Origin of the sequence: Arthrobacter sp. 'calajunan' (genome assembly GCF_046940185.1) — a bacterium.
Lineage (GTDB): Bacteria > Actinomycetota > Actinomycetes > Actinomycetales > Micrococcaceae > Glutamicibacter > Glutamicibacter soli.
The window spans coordinates 165,037-181,343 of record NZ_JBKZDY010000001.1; the positions used below are offsets into that span (position 1 = coordinate 165,037).

Genomic DNA, 16,307 nt, shown 5'->3' on the forward strand with positions numbered 1-16,307 from the left:
CGTGTCCAGCCGGCTGGCGCTTAGCTGCCCAGCTCCTCGGCGATGTTCAGCGCTGCTTCCTTCAGTGCGCGGATCACGCTGTTCCGGTCGGTGACGGTGCTGGCCGCGAATACCACTGCGAGCGACGCCGGGGTGGTGAGCGGGCTGGGGATCGGCACGGCGATGGACGCAACGCCTTGGATGACCTCGTTCTCGCTCGTGGCGTATCCGTCGATCCGGGCTTCGCGCGCCTGCGCCCGGTATTCGATCTCTGTATCCAGCGCCTGCCACTGTTCCTTGGTGTACATAGACTGGATGGCGATGCCTGCGGCGCCGACGTCCATGCCGTGCACGGATCCGGGCCGGTGCACGATGGCGCTGTGCGAATGCAGCGGTTCCACGGATTGCAGCGTGGTGCACAAATCGTGTTCCCACACCGCGAGGAACGCGGTCATGGAGAGCTTGTTGGCCAGCGTGGTCAGTTCGGGCGTCGCCGCGGCCTGCAGATCGCGCTGCACCGAACGAGCCAGCACGGCAAGTCCGGAGGCGGGTCGGATAAGCCCGGCCTCGTCCCGGCTCAGCAACCGGTGGTTTTCCAGCGTCCGGATAATGCGGTAGGCGATCGAGCGGTGCACTTCGAGCTCGGCGGCGACCTCGGCGATGGACAGGTAGGTCGATGAGGCGGCGACGATTTCCAGCACGCGAATGCCTCGGGAAAGTGTCTGTGAAGTTGGCATGTCGATAGTCATTCTGGCGCGGGGCGGACCAGGGACAGGGCCGGGCACCGTTGGTTCGAGCGAATGGGGATTCTGGTCCTCGTGTTCTCTATTAGAACAGATTGTCCGGACGGTGCGGTAATTTCGCGGGTAACCCGGGGATTTATCGTGACCCGGACCTCGCTGCCATGAAATATGCATCACTCCATGTTGTGAGGTGATTCACTTGTCGTTTATAGTGTTGTCTACGTAACTGTCCGAACGGTCGGTAACTTAATTCGCATCAAGGGATCATTCACTATGTCTCAGAACGTTTCGCGCACTCAGGAGGAGCGCCGGGTCCTTGCCGGCACCCTGGTGGGCACCACGATCGAGTGGTACGACTTCTTCATCTTCGCCCAGCTGACGGCAACGCTGCTGACTCCGCTGTTCCTCGCCCCGCTGGGCGAATCGAACCCGGGTCTGGCACAGATTCTCTCCTTCGCCATGATCGGCATTTCCTTCTTCTTCCGCCCGCTGGGCGCCATCGTCGCCGGACACCTCGGTGACCGCTACGGACGCAAGCGCATTCTGGTCCTGACACTGATCCTGATGGGTGTAGCCACCGCGTTGATCGGTGTGCTGCCGACCTACGCTGCCGTGGGCATCGCGGCACCGATCATGCTCGTGGCGCTGCGCATCATCCAGGGCTTCTCGGCCGGCGGCGAGTGGGGCGGCGCGGCCCTGATGGCCGTTGAGCACGCCCCGAATAACCGTCGTGGCTACTTCGGTGCCTTCCCGCAGATCGGTGTGCCCCTGGGCATGATCCTGGCGACCGGTCTGCTGTACGTCCTGCGCATTTCGATGACTCCCGAGCAGTTCCAGGCATGGGGCTGGCGCATCCCGTTCCTGATGTCCGTCGTGCTGATCATCGTCGGCTACATGATCCGCCGCGCGGTGGAGGAATCCCCGATCTTCAAGCAGATGGCACTGCGCAAGGCTTCGGAGCACACCCCGCTGAAAGAGCTCATGCGGAGCAACTTCAAGCAGGTGATCCAGGCCGCACTGATCTTCATCTCGAACAACGCCGCCGGCTACCTGGTGATCGCGTTCTTCATCTCCTACACCACGTCCGTGCTGAAGATGCCGGTCGCGCCGGTCCTGCTTGCGACCACCATCGGCTCGTTCGGCTGGCTGATCTTCACCTTGGTTGGCGGTTGGCTGTCCGACGTCATCGGCCGCCGCGCGACATTTGTGATCGGCTACGCGCTGGTGTTCGTCTGGATGATCCCGATGTTCCTGCTCGTGAATACCGGCAACATCATGCTCTACGGCGTGGCGGTCTTCGTATTGACCATCGGTCTGGGCCTGTCCTACGGGCCGCAGTCGGCCATGTACGCCGAGATGTTCCCGGCGCACATCCGCTACTCGGGCATCTCCATTGGCTACGCGCTGGGTGCGATCCTCGGCGGCGCGTTCGCTGCCACCGTGGCGCAGATCCTGCTCGAAGCCACCGGCAACTCGATCTCCATCGCCATCTACATCATGGTGCTGACCATCATCTCGGTGGCGGCTGTGCTGTGGGTCGGCGAGACCCGCGGGCGCAACCTGCACGTGGAGGACATCGACGAGGAGCTGGCGGCCGCGGCCGCCCACGAGGCAGAGGTCGAGCGCAAGCACCACTCGAACTAGTCTCAGCCGCCGATGCCGGCGCAGCTATCCAAGGCCCAGGCGGCCCGCGTTCGACGCGGGCCGCCTGGCCCTTTTCGGGACGTAAACCTGGGAGCAGATAGGGCTGCTTCCAGGAGTGGCTAATGGTCGGCCGGCGGCCGGCTGGTGGAGTTGCGTACGATCAGTTCGTGGCCCAGCGTGTGGGCCCGTGCTGGTTCCTCCTTGCGGATGGCGCGCAGCAGCATCGCAACGGCGAGTTCACCCTGCTCGTGCGGAAGCTGCCGGATGGTGGTCAGTCCGAAGAACTCGGCCAGTTCGTGGTCGTCCACGCCGACCACCGAAAGCTCGCGGGGCAACTGCATCCCCAGATCCCTGGCAGCTAGGATGGCGCCGATAGCCATTTCGTCGCTGGCTGCGAAGATGGCGGTGGGACGGGCATCCGGGTTTCCCAGCAGCTGCTTGGCCACCGTGTATCCCTGGGCCATCGTGAAGTCTGCGCCGACGCACAGAGCCTCATCGAGGTCGATGCCAGCTTCGGCCAGCGCACGTTCGTAGCCGATGCGCCGGTGGGAAGGGACACGGAAATCCACATCGGTTTCCGATGAACCACCGATGTAGCCCACCCGGGTGTGCCCCAGGGACAGCAGGTGCGCAGTGCCCAGCGCGGATACCGCTTCGTCGTCCACCTGCAACGTCGGGACACCCGGCAGCGGACCACCTACTCCGACCAGCGGCTTGTCCAGTGCGTGCAGGGCCACCACTTCGGTCTCGCTGAGTTCGACGTTCACGGCGATAACTGCGTCGACCCGTTGGCGCTGCAGGAAATCGGAGAAGATCTGGTGCCGCTGTGCGGGATCCTTGGTCAGCTGGTAGAGCGTGGTGTCGTAGCCCTCGCGCATCAGGGCCGTGCAGATGCCCTCCAGCACGCTGGCGTAGAACCAGTGGTTGATTACCGGTACCAGCACGCCGATGTTCCGGGTGCGCCCGGAGGCCAACCCCGAGGCGGTGGAAGATACCACGTACCCCAGATCGTGGGCGGCCTGCTGGACCGCGGCCAGCGCGCTAGGGGAAACGTTGCCGCGTCCGGAAAGCGCGCGCGAAACGGTCGCCACGGAGACGCCCGCGGCTCGGGCTACGTCCTTGATGCCGGCCAAGAAATTCCTTCCGACACAGTGGTGGATGAAAATACAATATAGGTTTGACTGGGCGCGACGGAACCGGGAAGGCCAGTCGCGCCCTGTTCACCAGACTACCTGCTGGGGCGATCAGCCGCGTAACCATACAGTGGATTCCGCTGCGATCTGCCGTTCCGACGGCTGAGGTGCGCTGGAGGCGATGACGGTCAAGTCTATGGTGCAGGCAGGCAGCTCGCGCTCGGAGCCTGCGAAGCTGGAGACCACCACCACGTCATTGTTCTTGAAGGCCAGAACGTCGGGGTCGCCGGTGTCCAGCCATTCCAGTGTCCCCAGCCCCAGATCGTGATTGCGGCGCAGTCGGAGCAGAGATATGTAGAGGTTCAGGGTGGAGTCGGGGGTCGCGCTTTGAACGTCCCGGGCGTAGTCTTCCCACCCCGCGGGCTGCGGCAGCCAGCTGTTTCCAGTAGGGGAGAAGCCCGCAGCGGGTGCTCCTGTTTCCCACGGAATCGGCACCCTGCACCCGTCCCTGCCGTAGCGTTTGCCGTTGGTGCGGAACCACGTGGGGTCCTGGCGCGCCTCGTCGGGCAGCTCGACGACTTCCGGGAGCCCGAGTTCCTCGCCCTGGTACAAGTAGGCTCCGCCGGGCAACGCGAGCATCAGCGTGCTGGCGGAACGGGCGCGGCGCAGGCCGATGGCGGGATCCGGGAGGTTCGGTGTCAGTGGGCCTATGCCCTCGCCTTGGGGATTGTCCTCAGTTAGCGCGAGCCTAGTTGCATGGCGGACCACGTCGTGGTTCGAGAGCACCCAGGTGCTCGGTGCGCCGACTGCTGCGAACTCCTGCAGCGATTCGTCGATCGTCGCGCGGATTTGAGCGGCGTTGAAGCTACAGGACAAGTACGGGAAATTGAAGGCCTGGTGCATTTCGTCGGAACGAACCCATTTGGCCATCAGGGATAACGGGCTGACCCAGGCTTCCGCGCAGAGCACGCGATCACCTTCGTATTCATCCAGCACCTTGCGCCAGTCGCGGTAGATTTCATGCACGCCATCTTGGCCCCACCACGGGGCCAGCTCCTCGGTGCCGCCCATCGACGCAGCGGCCGGGTCTACCACGTAATCCGGCAGCCCATCGGATTTGATCAGCCCATGGGCTACATCCACCCGGAAGCCGTCCGTTCCGCGGTCCAGCCAGAACCGCAGCACGTCGCGGAACATCTCCCGGACCTCATCGTTGTGCCAGTTGAAGTCCGGCTGCGAAGAATCAAAGATGTGCAGATAATATTGTCCCGGGGTGCCATCTGGGTTGACTGTCTGCGTCCACATGGGACCGCCAAATACCGATTCCCAGTTGTTCGGAAGCCCCGCATCCGGCGCATCGTGGAAAATGAAACGTTCACGCTCCGGGGACCCCGGTGCGGAGGCTAACGCTTTCTGGAACCACGGATGCTGATCCGAACAGTGATTCGGCACCAGATCCACGATGACGCGCAGCCCCAGCTCGTGGGCGTGGGCAATCATGGCATCGAAGTCTTCCAGCGTCCCGAATAGGGGATCCACATCGCAGTAGTCGGAGACATCGTAGCCGGCGTCTTTCTGGGGGGATTTGAAGAAAGGGGACAGCCAAATGGCATCGACCCCGAGGTCTGCCAAGGATTGCAGCCGTGCAGTGATTCCTGGTAGATCACCCATGCCGTCGCCGTTCGCATCAGCGAAGGAGCGCGGATAGATCTGGTAGATCACCGAAGAGCGCCACCAATCGGTAGCCGCCTCGGGCTCTCGGGTCTCTGCGAGGGAGCGGATTTCAGTCATGACGGTAACCATAAACGAATTTTCGGCATATGTAAACGCTTACATTATTGGCCTAGTAGACGCCGCTAGGTGTTGCCTGTTTTGGGGAATCTGGCGCGAAAATGACTGATTTACATGAATTTCTTGTCAAAAAGCATGATCTATGCCACTCTGGAAACGCTTACATTCGAGTTGTCACTCGCACTCGAAAGAACCGACCGGCCCATACCGCGGTGACTCGCAGTCGATCCGGTCCTCTGGACAAAGTTGTCACGAAAGGACACCCCCATGATGGTGAACAAGCGCTCCCTTCTTCTGGGTGGGGCGGTGACCGCAATTGCGGCGCTATCCCTGACCGCCTGCGGTGGTTCGAACAGTTCAACCCCGCAGCCTTCGGAAACGGCTGCGCAGTCCTCGCCGGCCGCCGCCGAAGCAGGATCGCTGACCGTGTGGGTCGATGCCAACCGCGAGCCGGTCCTGAAGGATGCCGCAGCGGATTTCCAGGCCAAATCGGGCGTCAAGGTCGATCTGGTGATCAAGGACTTCTCCAAGATCCAGGAAGACTTCCTCAAGCAGGTACCAACCGGCAAGGGCCCGGACATCACCATCGGTGCCCACGACTGGCTGGGCAACCTCGTCAACAACGGCGTAGTCCAGCCGGTCGAGCTTGGCGACAAGAGCGCGGACTTCCAGGATGTCGCCATGGACGCGATGAGCTATGAGGGCAACACCTATGGCGTCCCGTACGCAACGGAGAACCTCGCACTGCTGCGCAACAAGGATCTCGCCGACAAGGCCCCGGCAACCTTCGACGAGATGATCGCCGAGGGAGAGAAGACGGGCACCGAATTCCCGTTCCTGGTACAGGTATCGGAGCTGGGCGACCCGTTCCACGCCTACCCATTCCAGACCTCCTTTGACGCTCCGGTGTTCGGAACCGATGAAAACGGCGCCTACGACGCCAGCGACCTGCAGATCGGCAACGAGGGCGGCCTGGAGTTCGCCCAGTGGCTCGCCGACCAGGGCGAAGCGGGAACCTTGAAGACCTCCGTGGACGCTGACATCGCCAAGGAGAAGTTCATTTCCGGCGATTCGCCCTTCCTGCTGACCGGCCCGTGGAACGTGGAAGCGGCCGAAGACGCCAAGATCGACTTGGCCATCGACCCGATCCCAAGCGCCGGCGGCGACGAAGCACAGCCATTCGTGGCAGTCCAGGGCTTCTTCGTCTCCTCCAAGACCGAGAACCTGCTGGCAGCAACGGAGTTCCTGACCAATTACATCGGCACCGCCGAGGTCCAGACCAAGCTCTACGAAGTGGGCAACCGTCCGCCGGCCAACAAGGAAGCCTTCGAGGCGGCCAAGTCCGATGAGACCATCGCGGCCTTCGGCGCGGTCGGCGAAGACGGCGTTCCGATGCCGAACATCCCTGAAATGGCAGCCGTGTGGGAATTCTGGGGCGTCGCCGAAGCAGAGATCATTTCCGGCAAGGCCGAACCGGCCAAGCGCTGGAAGCAGATGACCGCCGATATCGAAAAGTCCATCTCAAAGTAACACCGCCGCACGTGCGCGTGCCGGACGTGTCGGGGCGGCAATTTGCCGTCCCGACACGCGACCACATCCTCGGCACGGCCTACGCCGTACCGCAAGTTCGCCGACCTCCGACCCAGGAACAAGCCACAGATGTCACTGACCCACCAGAAGCCGCCGCACCGCAGCGAGCCTGAGCAGGCCGACGCGCTGTCCCCGGCCGCCAAGCGGCTGTCCACCGCAGCATCAACCTCCACCGGCTTGATCCTGGCCAAGATCGCGATGATCGGCATCGTGGACGCCACCGCCATATTCGCGCTGTTCACCGCGATCGGCCGCGAAGCCTGGGCGATCGCCGCGGTGGTCGCCGTGATCACCGCGGCCATCAACGTCGTGTATTTCAAGCGGGGCTGGCTGCCGGCCAAGTACCTGCTGCCGGGCACCATCTTCCTGCTGATTTTCCAGGTGTTCGTGATCGGCTACACCGGCTATATCGCCTTCACCAACTACGGTTCGGGCCACAACTCGGACAAGGACGACGCAGTCATGGCGCTGCTCCAGTCCAACCAGAGCCGCGTCCCGGACTCCCCGGGGCTGCCCGTGACGGTGCTGGATGACGGCGGTGAATTGTCGCTGCTGGTCGAGCGCGACGGGGTGCAGATGGCAGGCACCACGGAGCAGCCGCTGGAGCCGATCACCGCGGATGAGCTTGCCGGATACACGCAGCTCAGCTTCGCCGACCTGCTCGGCCGCCAGCAGGAAGTCACCTCCCTGGCGGTGCCGATGAGCGATGACCCGGCCCAGGGGTCGCTGCGCACCTCCGACGGGCGCACCGCCTACCAGTACACGTCGAACCTGGTCTACGACGAGGCCGCCGGAACCATGACGGACTCCACCACCTCGGTGGTCTACAGCGACACCGGCGTCGGCGCCTTCACCGCCCCGGACGGCACCCAGCTGATGCCCGGCTGGTCGATCAACGTGGGCTTCGACAACTTCGCCAAGGCCTTCACCGACTCCTCCATTCGCACCGCCTTGGGATCGGTGACCGCATGGACCTTCGCCTTCGCCCTGCTGTCGGTGGCCACCACCTTCTTCCTGGGCCTGTTCCTGGCGCTGGTTTTCAACGACCTGCGTATGAAGGGCCGCAAGATCTACCGAGTCATCTCGATCCTGCCCTATGCCTTCCCGGCGTTCCTGGGCGGCCTGGTCTGGGCAGGCATGCTCAACAAGGATTTCGGCTTCGTGAACCAGGTGCTCTTCAGCGGTGCGCCGATCCCATGGCTGACCGATCCGTGGCTGGCGAAGTTCTCCGTGCTCTGGGTCAACCTCTGGCTCGGCTTCCCCTACATGTTCCTGGTCTGCACCGGGGCGCTGCAGTCGATCCCGGATGAACTGGCCGAGGCGGCCAAGATCGACGGTGCCAAGCCGTTCCAGGTCTTCCGCCTGATCAAGCTCCCGCTGCTGCTGGTCTCTGTGGCCCCGCTGCTGATCAGCTCGTTCGCGTTCAACTTCAACAACTTCAACGTGATCTACATGCTCACCGAGGGAGGACCGCGGCTCGAAGGGGCAGGGCTCAACGTGGGCTCCACCGACATCCTGATCTCCATGGTCTACAAGGTCGCCTTCGTCGGCTCCCAGCGCGACTACGGCCTGGCCAGTGCATTCTCCATCATCATCTTCGTGCTGGTCTCCGTCATCGCGGTCATCAGCTTCAAGCAGACCAAGGCTCTGGAGGAGCTGAACTAATGTCGACGCAAACTCCCGTCCAGCAGCCCGCAGCACGCCGCAGCTTCGGAAAATGGTTCGCTACTACCGGTTGGCGCCACCTGATCGGCGTGGCGCTGTGCATCTACGCGGCGTTCCCGCTGCTCTACGTGCTCTCGGCGTCGCTGAACCCCAACGGAACGCTGCTCTCATCCAACGGGTTGTTCACCCAGCTCGGCCTGCAAAGCTATGTCGACCTGTTCCGCAACGAGCAGCGGCCCTTCGCCGCCTGGTTCGGAAACACCCTGCTCATCGGGTTGACCACCGCCGCCGCTTCGGTATTCCTCGGCGCACTGGCGGCCTACAGCTTCTCGCGCATGCGTTTCACCGGGCGCCGTTTCGGATTGGTCAGCCTGCTGGTCGTCCAGATCTTCCCGCAGCTGCTGGCAGTCGTGGCCATCTTCATTCTGCTGACCTCGCTGGGCGATGTGTACCCGGCCCTGGGTATCGACAACAAGATTGCACTAATCATGGTGTACCTGGGCGGAGCGCTCGGCGTGAACACCTACCTGATGTACGGATTCTTCAACACCATCCCGGTGGAGATCGACGAAGCCGCCAAGATCGACGGCGCCGGCCACGCCAGGATCTTCTTCACCATGATCCTGCGCCTGGTCGCACCGATCCTGGCCGTGGTGGGGCTGCTGTCATTCATTTCCAGCACGTCGGACTTCGTCATCGCCTCGGTTGTGCTCGTCTCGCCGGAAAACCAGACACTTGCGGTGGGGCTGTACTCCTACGTGTCCGAGGAGTTCACTTCCAACTGGTCGGTGTTCGCCGCCGGGGCGGTACTGGCGGCGCTGCCGGTCATGGTGCTCTTCCTCTTCCTGCAGAAGTACATCGTGGGCGGTTTGACCGCCGGCGCGGGAAAATAGCGCGTCGCCCCCGTGCAGCTGGAGCGCGCCGCGCTAACCGCCAGACGATCGCCAACTCTCAGGCTGGCCACGTAAGCTGGATGGATGCAATCTCATCTGCCGCGGGCCGCGCGCAACTATCTTGAACAGCTGCGTCGGGAATTGAGTTTTCTTTCCGACGCCGAGCGCACCGAGATCCTTGCACATACCCGCGAACAGATATCCCGGCTACCCGGCAAGGGCCGGCGCAAGTCCGAACTGCTGCGCCGCCTGGGGGAGCCGGCTGCGGTCGCCGCCGGGTTCACCCCTACCGAACCAACGGAGCTGAAGGTCAGCAGCGGCCGCCAATTCCTGACCCGCATTCTGGCCTGGCCGATCTTCGCGCTGTCGGTGCTCACCGCCGCGCTGCTGGTGCTCGGTTCGCAATTTGTTGCGCTCGCCGAGCCGTTGTCCTTCGGCTACGTCGACGGCACGATCTTCGGCACCCTAGCCGAGCTGGAATTGTCGCTGGGCTCCGCGGTGATGATTTTCGCCTTCATCCCGGTGCTCTTCAGCCTGCTGCCGCTGGTTGTCCACGGAATTCCCGGCCTGATCCTGCAGGTCATTGGAGCGTTGGCGACCACCGCCGCCTGCGTACTGGGACTGGCGAGCCTGGGCGCGTTCCTCCTCCCGCTGGCGGTGCTGCTCTGGGCGCAGGTGTTTACCCCGCTGCTGATGATGCGCGGATCCATGGCCAGCCCCGGTCCGGCCTGGCTGATCTGCGCTTCCGCGGCCCTGCTTGCGGCCATCGGCTACACGACCTACCGTGGCCTACAGGGCTTCACCGGGAATGCGTGGCTGATCCTTGTTCCGGCGGCGGCGCTTGCGGCCCTGGCGCTGCTGCTTCCGCTGCGGCGGCGCTGGAGCCACATCGCATTGATCGCCACCGGCCTGCTGGTCATGGTCGCGGGCTTCATCGCGGCGCTGCCGACCACCTACGAAGCGCCGCTGCTGTGGCCGTGGCTTGCCGGGGCGATGTCCTTCGCCGGCGGCCACCTGGCCCTGGCCGCCGGCATGTGGCATGAACGGGCGCGAAACCTGCTGGCGCTGTTGTAACCAGGGGTCGTTGCCGGATGATGGACAATGAACACCGTGAAAGGGTAGCCAGATGAGCGACGTGGATCGCACTGAAGACGATACTCCGGTGAAGCGGGGGCGGGGACGCCCGCGCAAGGACGCCTCCCAGGTTCCCATCACCAAGGAAGCCATCGCTTCCGAAGCGTTGAAGATCATCGGTTCCGAAGGCTTTACCGCGCTGACCATGAACGGCCTGGCGGGACGGTTCGGGGCCACCTCGCGGGCGTTGTACAACTACGTGAGCGACCGGCAGGAGGTCGTGAACATGGCGGTGGAGCTTTTCATCCGCAGCACGCCGCTGCTGGAGTTCGACCCGGTCAATTGGCGTGACACCGTGCGCAAGTTCTACCGGGTCAGCCGAGCGCTGTACCGCACCTATCCGCTGGTTGCGGTGGTTCCGATCTCCGAGCGCGTGGAGGTGGACGGCGGACCGCGCTACATCGAGATGATGGAACGGCTGCTGCGGTTCTACACGGACATGGGCTTCGAGATGCCGCAGGCGCTGACCCTGATCCGGGCGTTCAGCCGCGACATCATGTCATTTGCCCTGCAGGCGGACTACTTCCTGGACCGTGTCCCGGAAGGCCGGAACGACTACATCTCCCGTGTGGTGCCGCAGGCTTGGCTGGAGCGCTACCCGGAGGCCGAGGCCCCGCTGGTACGCGAATCCCTGAAACAGCCGCGCATGGACAGCGACGACCTGTTCGAAGAGCTGCTCCAGCTGCGCATCCTCTCCATCCAGGGAATGCTGGACGCGCTGCCAGCCGCTGACTGACCAGAGCAAACGCCAGCCCCGCAGCAGGTGCGGGGAATATCCCGGTGCCTCCGGACGCTATACCCAGCGCGTGCCATGAACCGCCCGGCGGCTTCGGCGCGCACCGAACCAGCTCCGCCAGCCGTTGTCCGAAAGTTGCCATGCCTGCCATCCACCCCCCGCAAGACCCCCCGTTGGCTGCCGAGGTTGCGCCCGCCGCAGCCGCCATTCCGGCGCCTGGGGTGCTTTCGCCGGCCGGACGCTGGAAGCTGCTCGGTGTGCTGCTGGCCGTCATGTTCATGTCGCTGGTCTCGGTCAGCATCGTCAACGTGGTGCTTCCCTCGATCGAAACCACCCTGCAGGCCACCGAGGCCGACATGCAGTGGGTGCTCGCCGGCTACGCGCTGACCTTCGGCGTAGTGCTGGTAGCCGCCGGGCGTGCCGGGGACCTGCTGGGCCGCGGCATGATGTTCATCGCCGGCGTCGTGATCTTCACGCTGGCTTCCGTGCTGGCCGGGCTGGCCGCCGACCCGCTGATGCTGAACATCGCCCGCTTCGTCATGGGCGTCGGCTCCGGCCTGCTCAACCCGCAGGTCATGGGCCTGATCCAGCAGCATTTCACCGGCGCGGAACGCGGACGGGCCTACGGGCTGCTGGGCACGGTCATCGGATTCTCCGTGGCCATCGGCCCGGTGATGGGCGGGGCGCTGATCAACTGGCTGGGGGCCGAGGCAGGCTGGCGCTCCACGTTCCTGATCAACGTGCCGATCGGGATCATCGCGTTGCTGCTGGCAGTCATCTGGCTGCCGCGTCCGCTGTTCACCAAACCCTCCGGTCGGCTCGATCTGGATCCGGTGGGCGGGCTGCTGCTGGCGCTGGGCATCTTCGCCTTCCTCTTCCCGTTCGTGCAGGGTCGCGAGAACCCGTGGCTGTGGGCCCTGCTGCCGGTGGCGCTGCTGTTCATGCTGCTGTGGATCGCATGGGAGAAACGCTACAAGGCGCGCGGCGCGGCCCCGATGGTGGACCTGGCGCTGTTCAGGGTGCGCAGCTTCACCAACGGCACAGTAATCGCCGGCCTGTACTTCATGGGCGTGTCCAGCGTCTGGGTGCTGGTGGCAGTCTACACCCAGCAGGCGCTGGGCTTCAGCGCGCTGCAGGCAGGGCTGATCGCGCTGCCGGCGGCCTTGCTCTCGGCGCTCAGCTCGAACGTCGCCGGCCGCTACGTGATGACCGCCGGGCGCCGGCTGGTCATCGGCGGCACGCTCAGCGCGCTGTTCGGGCTGGTCGTCACGGTGGCCGTGGTCGAGCTGGAGGCGCGCGGGATCGTGAGCATCTGGTGGATGCTGCTCTCGCTGGCATTCATCGGCGCCGCCCAGGGCTTCATCATCTCCCCGAACCAGGCACTGACCCTGATGGAGGTACCCGTTCAGAACTCTGGCTCCGCCGGCGGGCTGATGCAGACCTCGCAGCGCGTGGGCACCGCCGTGGGCATCGCGGTCATCACCGCCGTGTTCTACGGCATGAACCAGGTTGTCGGCTACCCGCTGGCGATGACGCTGTCCTTCGCCGCCACGGGCCTGCTGGTGATCGCCACGCTCTGGGTCGCCGTGGCCGACTGGCGCCACGACCACCACGGAGCCCAGCCTCAATAGCAGGGCTGGCACCGCAGGCCGAAACGACGCTCCGGGTCTGCGATTGCACTGGTCAGCGCGCTAAGCGTGGCTTAAGCTGGAAGACATGAAACGACTTGCAGGATTGATGGCAGCAGGAGCGCTGGCGCTGAGCCTGGCCGCATGCGGATCGAGCAGCGGCCCGGCCGAACAGGCCCCGGCGAGTCTGGACGGCACCTGGGGCACGGAGGCCGAAGGCCAGCCGTGGCTGAACCTCGGCTCCGACGGCAAGATCAGCGGCAGCGACGGGTGCAACAACCTCATCGGCCAGTGGACCGAAAAGGACGGCACCGTGGACTTCGGCGCCATGGGCAGCACCCAGATGTACTGCGAGGGCGTCGATTCCTGGCTCGGCGGGGCCGCCACCGCCACGATCTCCGGCGACAAGATGACCTTCTCGGATGCCAAGGGCGACCAGATCGGCACGCTCACACGCAGCAAGTAGCCGGGCAGGGTCCATCTGGTCCCTAGCTGCTGCGGTATCCGGAAATCATGGGGCACTCGAACGGGTCGCGGCCCGAAAGCCCGACCTTGTTCAGGTAGGAGATGACCTGGGCGTAGGACTCGCGGACGCTGGCCACGGTGTAGGGGATCCGGTGCTCGGCGCAGTAGCTGCGCACGATCCTTGAAACCCCTGCCAGATTGGCGCGCGGCATCGAGGGGAACAAGTGGTGCTCCACCTGGTAGTTCAACCCTCCGTAGACGTGCGAGAGCACGCTGTTGCCGAAGCTGGAGCGAGCCAACACGTTGCGTCCCGTGAGCACCTGGCGCGAGAAGAAGTCGATGCGGGCGTCCGCGGGCACCATGGGCATGCCCTTGTGGTTGGGCGCGAACGAAGCGCCCATGTAGATGCCGAAGACCGCCAGCTGCACGCCGAGGAAGGCGAAGGCCATGCCCATCGGCAAGAGGAAGAAGATGGCGCCCAGGTACAGGGCAATGCGCAGGCCGATCGAGATCAGTTCGCGGCGGCGGTGCTTCACCCTCTGGCCGATGAACAGGTACTTGATCGACTGCAGATGCAGGTTCAGCCCTTCCAAGGTCAGCAGCGGGAAGAACAGGTAGCCTTGGCGCTGGGTGATCCACTTGAGCAGGCCGCGCTGGCGCTTCGCGTCGGCCGGCTGGAACGAGATGGTGTCCCATTCGATGTCCGGGTCCTTGCCGATGGTGTTCGGAGTTGCATGGTGTTTGCTGTGCTTGTTCATCCACCACTGGTAGCTGATGCCGACCACGAAGTTGGCCAGGAAGCGGCCGAGCTTGTCGTTGGTTTTGCCGGAAGCCAGGATCTGGCGGTGCGCCGCTTCGTGGGCCAGGAAGGCGAACTGGGTGAGCAAGAGGCCAAGCGCGGCGGCCATGAGCAGCTGGAACCAGCTCTCGCCCAGCAGCAGCATGCCTGCCACGGTGCCCGCCAGCAACGCGGCAAGCACGATGCCGATGCCCAGGTAATGCCCGGGCCGGCGCCGGATCAGCCCGGCTTCGCCGACCAGTTTCTTGACGTGGAAAAAGCTTTTGGGGTCTCCGGGCCGCACCGAGGGTGCAGGCGATGGCAAAACGGGAGTGCTACTCAAGTTGGATCCTTGGGTGTGGCAGCTGTCGACGTCTCAGTCGTAAAGAACTGAAAGTCTCGGCTCCTCTGCGTTTCACTGTACGGCAGATTGCTGAGCGCCCGCTGGTCGATGACGCAGCCGAGCTAGAAGGCGGCGGACAGCTGCCCGTCCAGCACTTGCCAGCGCGCGTCCAGCCGCACGTTTTGAAGCATGCGCCGGTCGTGGGTCACCAGCAGCAGCGCGCCCTGGTAGGCCTCCAGCGCTTCTTCGAGCTGCTCGATGGCGGGCAGGTCAAGGTGGTTGGTGGGTTCGTCGAGCACCAGCAGGTTCACCCCGCGCGCCTGCAGCAGCGCCATCGAGGCGCGGGTGCGTTCGCCGGGGGACAGCTTGCCCACCGCCGACGCCGTCTGCTCCGCCTTGAGCCCGAACTTGGCCAGCAGCGTGCGGGCCTCCGCCGAGGAGTACTCCGGCACCGCCGCTTCGAACGCCTCGCCCAGCGGCAGCTGCGCCGGCAACTGGCTGCGCGCCTGGTCGATCTCGCCGATCAGCACCGAGGCGCCCAGCACCGAGCTTCCGGCGTCCGGGGCCAGCCGGCCGAGCAGCAGGTTCAGCAGCGTGGACTTGCCCGCGCCGTTCGGGCCGGTGATGCCGATCCGGTCACCGGCGTTGACCTGCACGCTGGTAGGGCCGAACGCGAAACCGCCCAGCGAAACCTGCGCCTGGTTCAGCGTGCACAGCACCGAGGAGCCGCGCGGGGCGTCGGCGATGGAGAACTGCAGCACCCATTCCTTGCGCGGTTCGGCCACCTCGTCCAGCCGGGCAATCCGCGATTCCATTTGGCGCACCTTGGCTGCCTGCTTCTGGGAGGATTCGCTGTTGGCGCGGCGGCGGATCTTGTCGTTGTCCGGGGCCTTGCGCATCGCGTTGCGCACGCCCTGCGAGGACCATTCGCGCTGGGTCCGGGCGCGCGCCACCAGATCCGCCTTCTTCCCGGCGTACTCGTCGTAGGCCTCGCGCGCGTGCCGGCGGTTCACGGCGCGCTCCTCTAGGTAGGAGTCGTAGCCGCCCTCGTAGACGGCGACCTGGTTCTGCGCTAGGTCGAGTTCGATGATGCCGGTGGTGCAGCGGGCCACGAACTCGCGGTCGTGCGAGACCAGCATGACCGGCGCGCGCAGCGCCATGATGAACTGCTCCAGGCGTTCCAGCCCTGCCAGGTCGAGGTCGTTGGTCGGCTCGTCGAGCAGCACCACGTCGAAGCGGGAGAGCAGCAGCGCGGCCAGCGCGACGCGGGCCATCTGCCCGCCGGACAGCGCCGCGGTCTGGGTGTCCAGCGGCAGCGTGAAGCCCAGCTCCGCCAGGGTCTCGGGGATCCGGTCCTCCAGGTCCATGGCGCCGGAGGCCATCCAGGTCTCGAAGGCCGCCGCGTAGGCGTCGTCCGCCCCGGGTTTGCCCTCGGCCATGTCCTGCGCGGTGGCTTCCATGGCCCCGGTCGCCTGGGCGCAGCCGGTGCGCCGGGCCAGGTAGGCGGCGATGTCCTCGCCTGCGAAGCGCTCGTGCTCCTGGGGCAGCCAGCCGATGAACGCGCCGTCCGGGGTGGTGGACACCGAGCCGCCCTGGGGTTCGTCCACCCCTGCCAGCAGGCGCAGCAGCGTGCTCTTGCCTGCGCCGTTCACCCCGACCACCCCGTACACATCTCCCGGGGCGGCGGTGAAATCCAGGTGCGAGAAGAGGGTACGGTGGGCGTGGCCGCCGGCGAGGTCCTTGGCGACGAGCGTTGCAGTCATGGACTCAATTCTAGGTGGGTTG

General features: G+C 64.8%; 13 protein-coding genes. 8 read left to right on the top strand and 5 right to left on the bottom strand.

Annotation, left to right across the window (positions count from 1 at the left end; all coding sequences use genetic code 11):
* Positions 1-20: 20 nt before the first annotated feature.
* Complete coding sequence (locus tag RF641_RS00785; RefSeq protein WP_424572180.1) at positions 21-716, bottom strand: IclR family transcriptional regulator; 696 nt, start codon at positions 714-716, stop codon at positions 21-23.
* Positions 717-995: 279 nt separating this feature from the next.
* Here RF641_RS00785 and RF641_RS00790 point away from each other — a divergent pair, with 279 nt between their 5' ends.
* Positions 996-2,366 (top strand): MFS transporter, encoded by a 1,371-nt coding sequence (locus RF641_RS00790; RefSeq protein ID WP_053797810.1) that lies wholly within the window; start codon positions 996-998, stop codon positions 2,364-2,366.
* A 119-nt stretch (positions 2,367-2,485) separates the two neighbouring features.
* On the opposite strand, the gene RF641_RS00795 is transcribed toward RF641_RS00790, so the two are convergent.
* Together RF641_RS00795 and RF641_RS00800 are read right to left on the bottom strand one after the other, a co-directional pair.
* A complete protein-coding gene (locus RF641_RS00795; RefSeq protein WP_113608144.1) occupies positions 2,486-3,499 on the bottom strand; it encodes a LacI family DNA-binding transcriptional regulator in 1,014 nt (337 codons plus the stop codon).
* A gap of 111 nt (positions 3,500-3,610) precedes the next feature.
* Positions 3,611-5,290: a glycoside hydrolase family 13 protein gene (locus tag RF641_RS00800; RefSeq protein WP_113608151.1), complete on the bottom strand. Its 1,680-nt coding sequence runs from the start codon at positions 5,288-5,290 to the stop codon at positions 3,611-3,613.
* Between the two features lie 267 nt (positions 5,291-5,557).
* Between RF641_RS00800 and RF641_RS00805 the strand changes: the two genes are divergently transcribed.
* From RF641_RS00805 to RF641_RS00835, 7 genes are all read left to right on the top strand, one after another.
* Complete coding sequence (locus RF641_RS00805; protein ID WP_424572181.1) at positions 5,558-6,820, top strand: sugar ABC transporter substrate-binding protein; 1,263 nt, start codon at positions 5,558-5,560, stop codon at positions 6,818-6,820.
* A gap of 129 nt (positions 6,821-6,949) precedes the next feature.
* The gene (locus RF641_RS00810; protein WP_424572182.1) at positions 6,950-8,545 is read left to right on the top strand and encodes an ABC transporter permease subunit; all 1,596 of its coding nucleotides are present in this window, start codon (positions 6,950-6,952) and stop codon (positions 8,543-8,545) included.
* Positions 8,545-9,438, top strand: coding sequence for a sugar ABC transporter permease (locus tag RF641_RS00815; RefSeq protein ID WP_053797814.1), 894 nt, complete (start codon positions 8,545-8,547; stop codon positions 9,436-9,438). The genes RF641_RS00810 and RF641_RS00815 overlap by 1 nt, the downstream gene beginning before the upstream one ends.
* 84 nt (positions 9,439-9,522) lie before the next feature.
* Entirely contained in the window at positions 9,523-10,512 is a 990-nt protein-coding gene (locus RF641_RS00820) for an HAAS signaling domain-containing protein (protein WP_424572183.1), read from the top strand.
* A gap of 52 nt (positions 10,513-10,564) precedes the next feature.
* The gene (locus tag RF641_RS00825; protein WP_047118788.1) at positions 10,565-11,308 is read left to right on the top strand and encodes a TetR/AcrR family transcriptional regulator C-terminal domain-containing protein; all 744 of its coding nucleotides are present in this window, start codon (positions 10,565-10,567) and stop codon (positions 11,306-11,308) included.
* A gap of 173 nt (positions 11,309-11,481) precedes the next feature.
* Positions 11,482-12,939, top strand: coding sequence for an MFS transporter (locus RF641_RS00830; protein WP_424572184.1), 1,458 nt, complete (start codon positions 11,482-11,484; stop codon positions 12,937-12,939).
* A gap of 85 nt (positions 12,940-13,024) precedes the next feature.
* Positions 13,025-13,402 carry an META domain-containing protein gene (locus RF641_RS00835; protein ID WP_113608147.1) on the top strand — a complete coding sequence of 126 codons (378 nt, stop codon included), beginning with the start codon at positions 13,025-13,027 and terminating at the stop codon, positions 13,400-13,402.
* A gap of 22 nt (positions 13,403-13,424) precedes the next feature.
* Here RF641_RS00835 and RF641_RS00840 read toward each other — a convergent pair whose 3' ends face one another.
* Positions 13,425-14,522 (bottom strand): fatty acid desaturase family protein, encoded by a 1,098-nt coding sequence (locus tag RF641_RS00840; RefSeq protein ID WP_424572185.1) that lies wholly within the window; start codon positions 14,520-14,522, stop codon positions 13,425-13,427.
* Between the two features lie 122 nt (positions 14,523-14,644).
* Positions 14,645-16,285 carry an ABC-F family ATP-binding cassette domain-containing protein gene (locus RF641_RS00845; RefSeq protein ID WP_424572186.1) on the bottom strand — a complete coding sequence of 547 codons (1,641 nt, stop codon included), beginning with the start codon at positions 16,283-16,285 and terminating at the stop codon, positions 14,645-14,647.
* Between the last annotated feature and the right edge of the window lie 22 nt (positions 16,286-16,307).

What these genes read in the sequence shown, in the direction of transcription:
- RF641_RS00835 (WP_113608147.1), top strand. Translation starts at nt 13,025, where the DNA reads ATGAAACGACTTGCAGGATTGATGGCAGCAGGAGCGCTGGCGCTGAGC.
- RF641_RS00785 (WP_424572180.1), bottom strand. Translation starts at nt 716, where the DNA reads ATGCCAACTTCACAGACACTTTCCCGAGGCATTCGCGTGCTGGAAATC.
- RF641_RS00805 (WP_424572181.1), top strand. Translation starts at nt 5,558, where the DNA reads ATGATGGTGAACAAGCGCTCCCTTCTTCTGGGTGGGGCGGTGACCGCA.
- RF641_RS00820 (WP_424572183.1), top strand. Translation starts at nt 9,523, where the DNA reads ATGCAATCTCATCTGCCGCGGGCCGCGCGCAACTATCTTGAACAGCTG.
- RF641_RS00845 (WP_424572186.1), bottom strand. Translation starts at nt 16,285, where the DNA reads ATGACTGCAACGCTCGTCGCCAAGGACCTCGCCGGCGGCCACGCCCAC.
- RF641_RS00810 (WP_424572182.1), top strand. Translation starts at nt 6,950, where the DNA reads ATGTCACTGACCCACCAGAAGCCGCCGCACCGCAGCGAGCCTGAGCAG.
- RF641_RS00825 (WP_047118788.1), top strand. Translation starts at nt 10,565, where the DNA reads ATGAGCGACGTGGATCGCACTGAAGACGATACTCCGGTGAAGCGGGGG.
- RF641_RS00800 (WP_113608151.1), bottom strand. Translation starts at nt 5,290, where the DNA reads ATGACTGAAATCCGCTCCCTCGCAGAGACCCGAGAGCCCGAGGCGGCT.
- RF641_RS00815 (WP_053797814.1), top strand. Translation starts at nt 8,545, where the DNA reads ATGTCGACGCAAACTCCCGTCCAGCAGCCCGCAGCACGCCGCAGCTTC.
- RF641_RS00790 (WP_053797810.1), top strand. Translation starts at nt 996, where the DNA reads ATGTCTCAGAACGTTTCGCGCACTCAGGAGGAGCGCCGGGTCCTTGCC.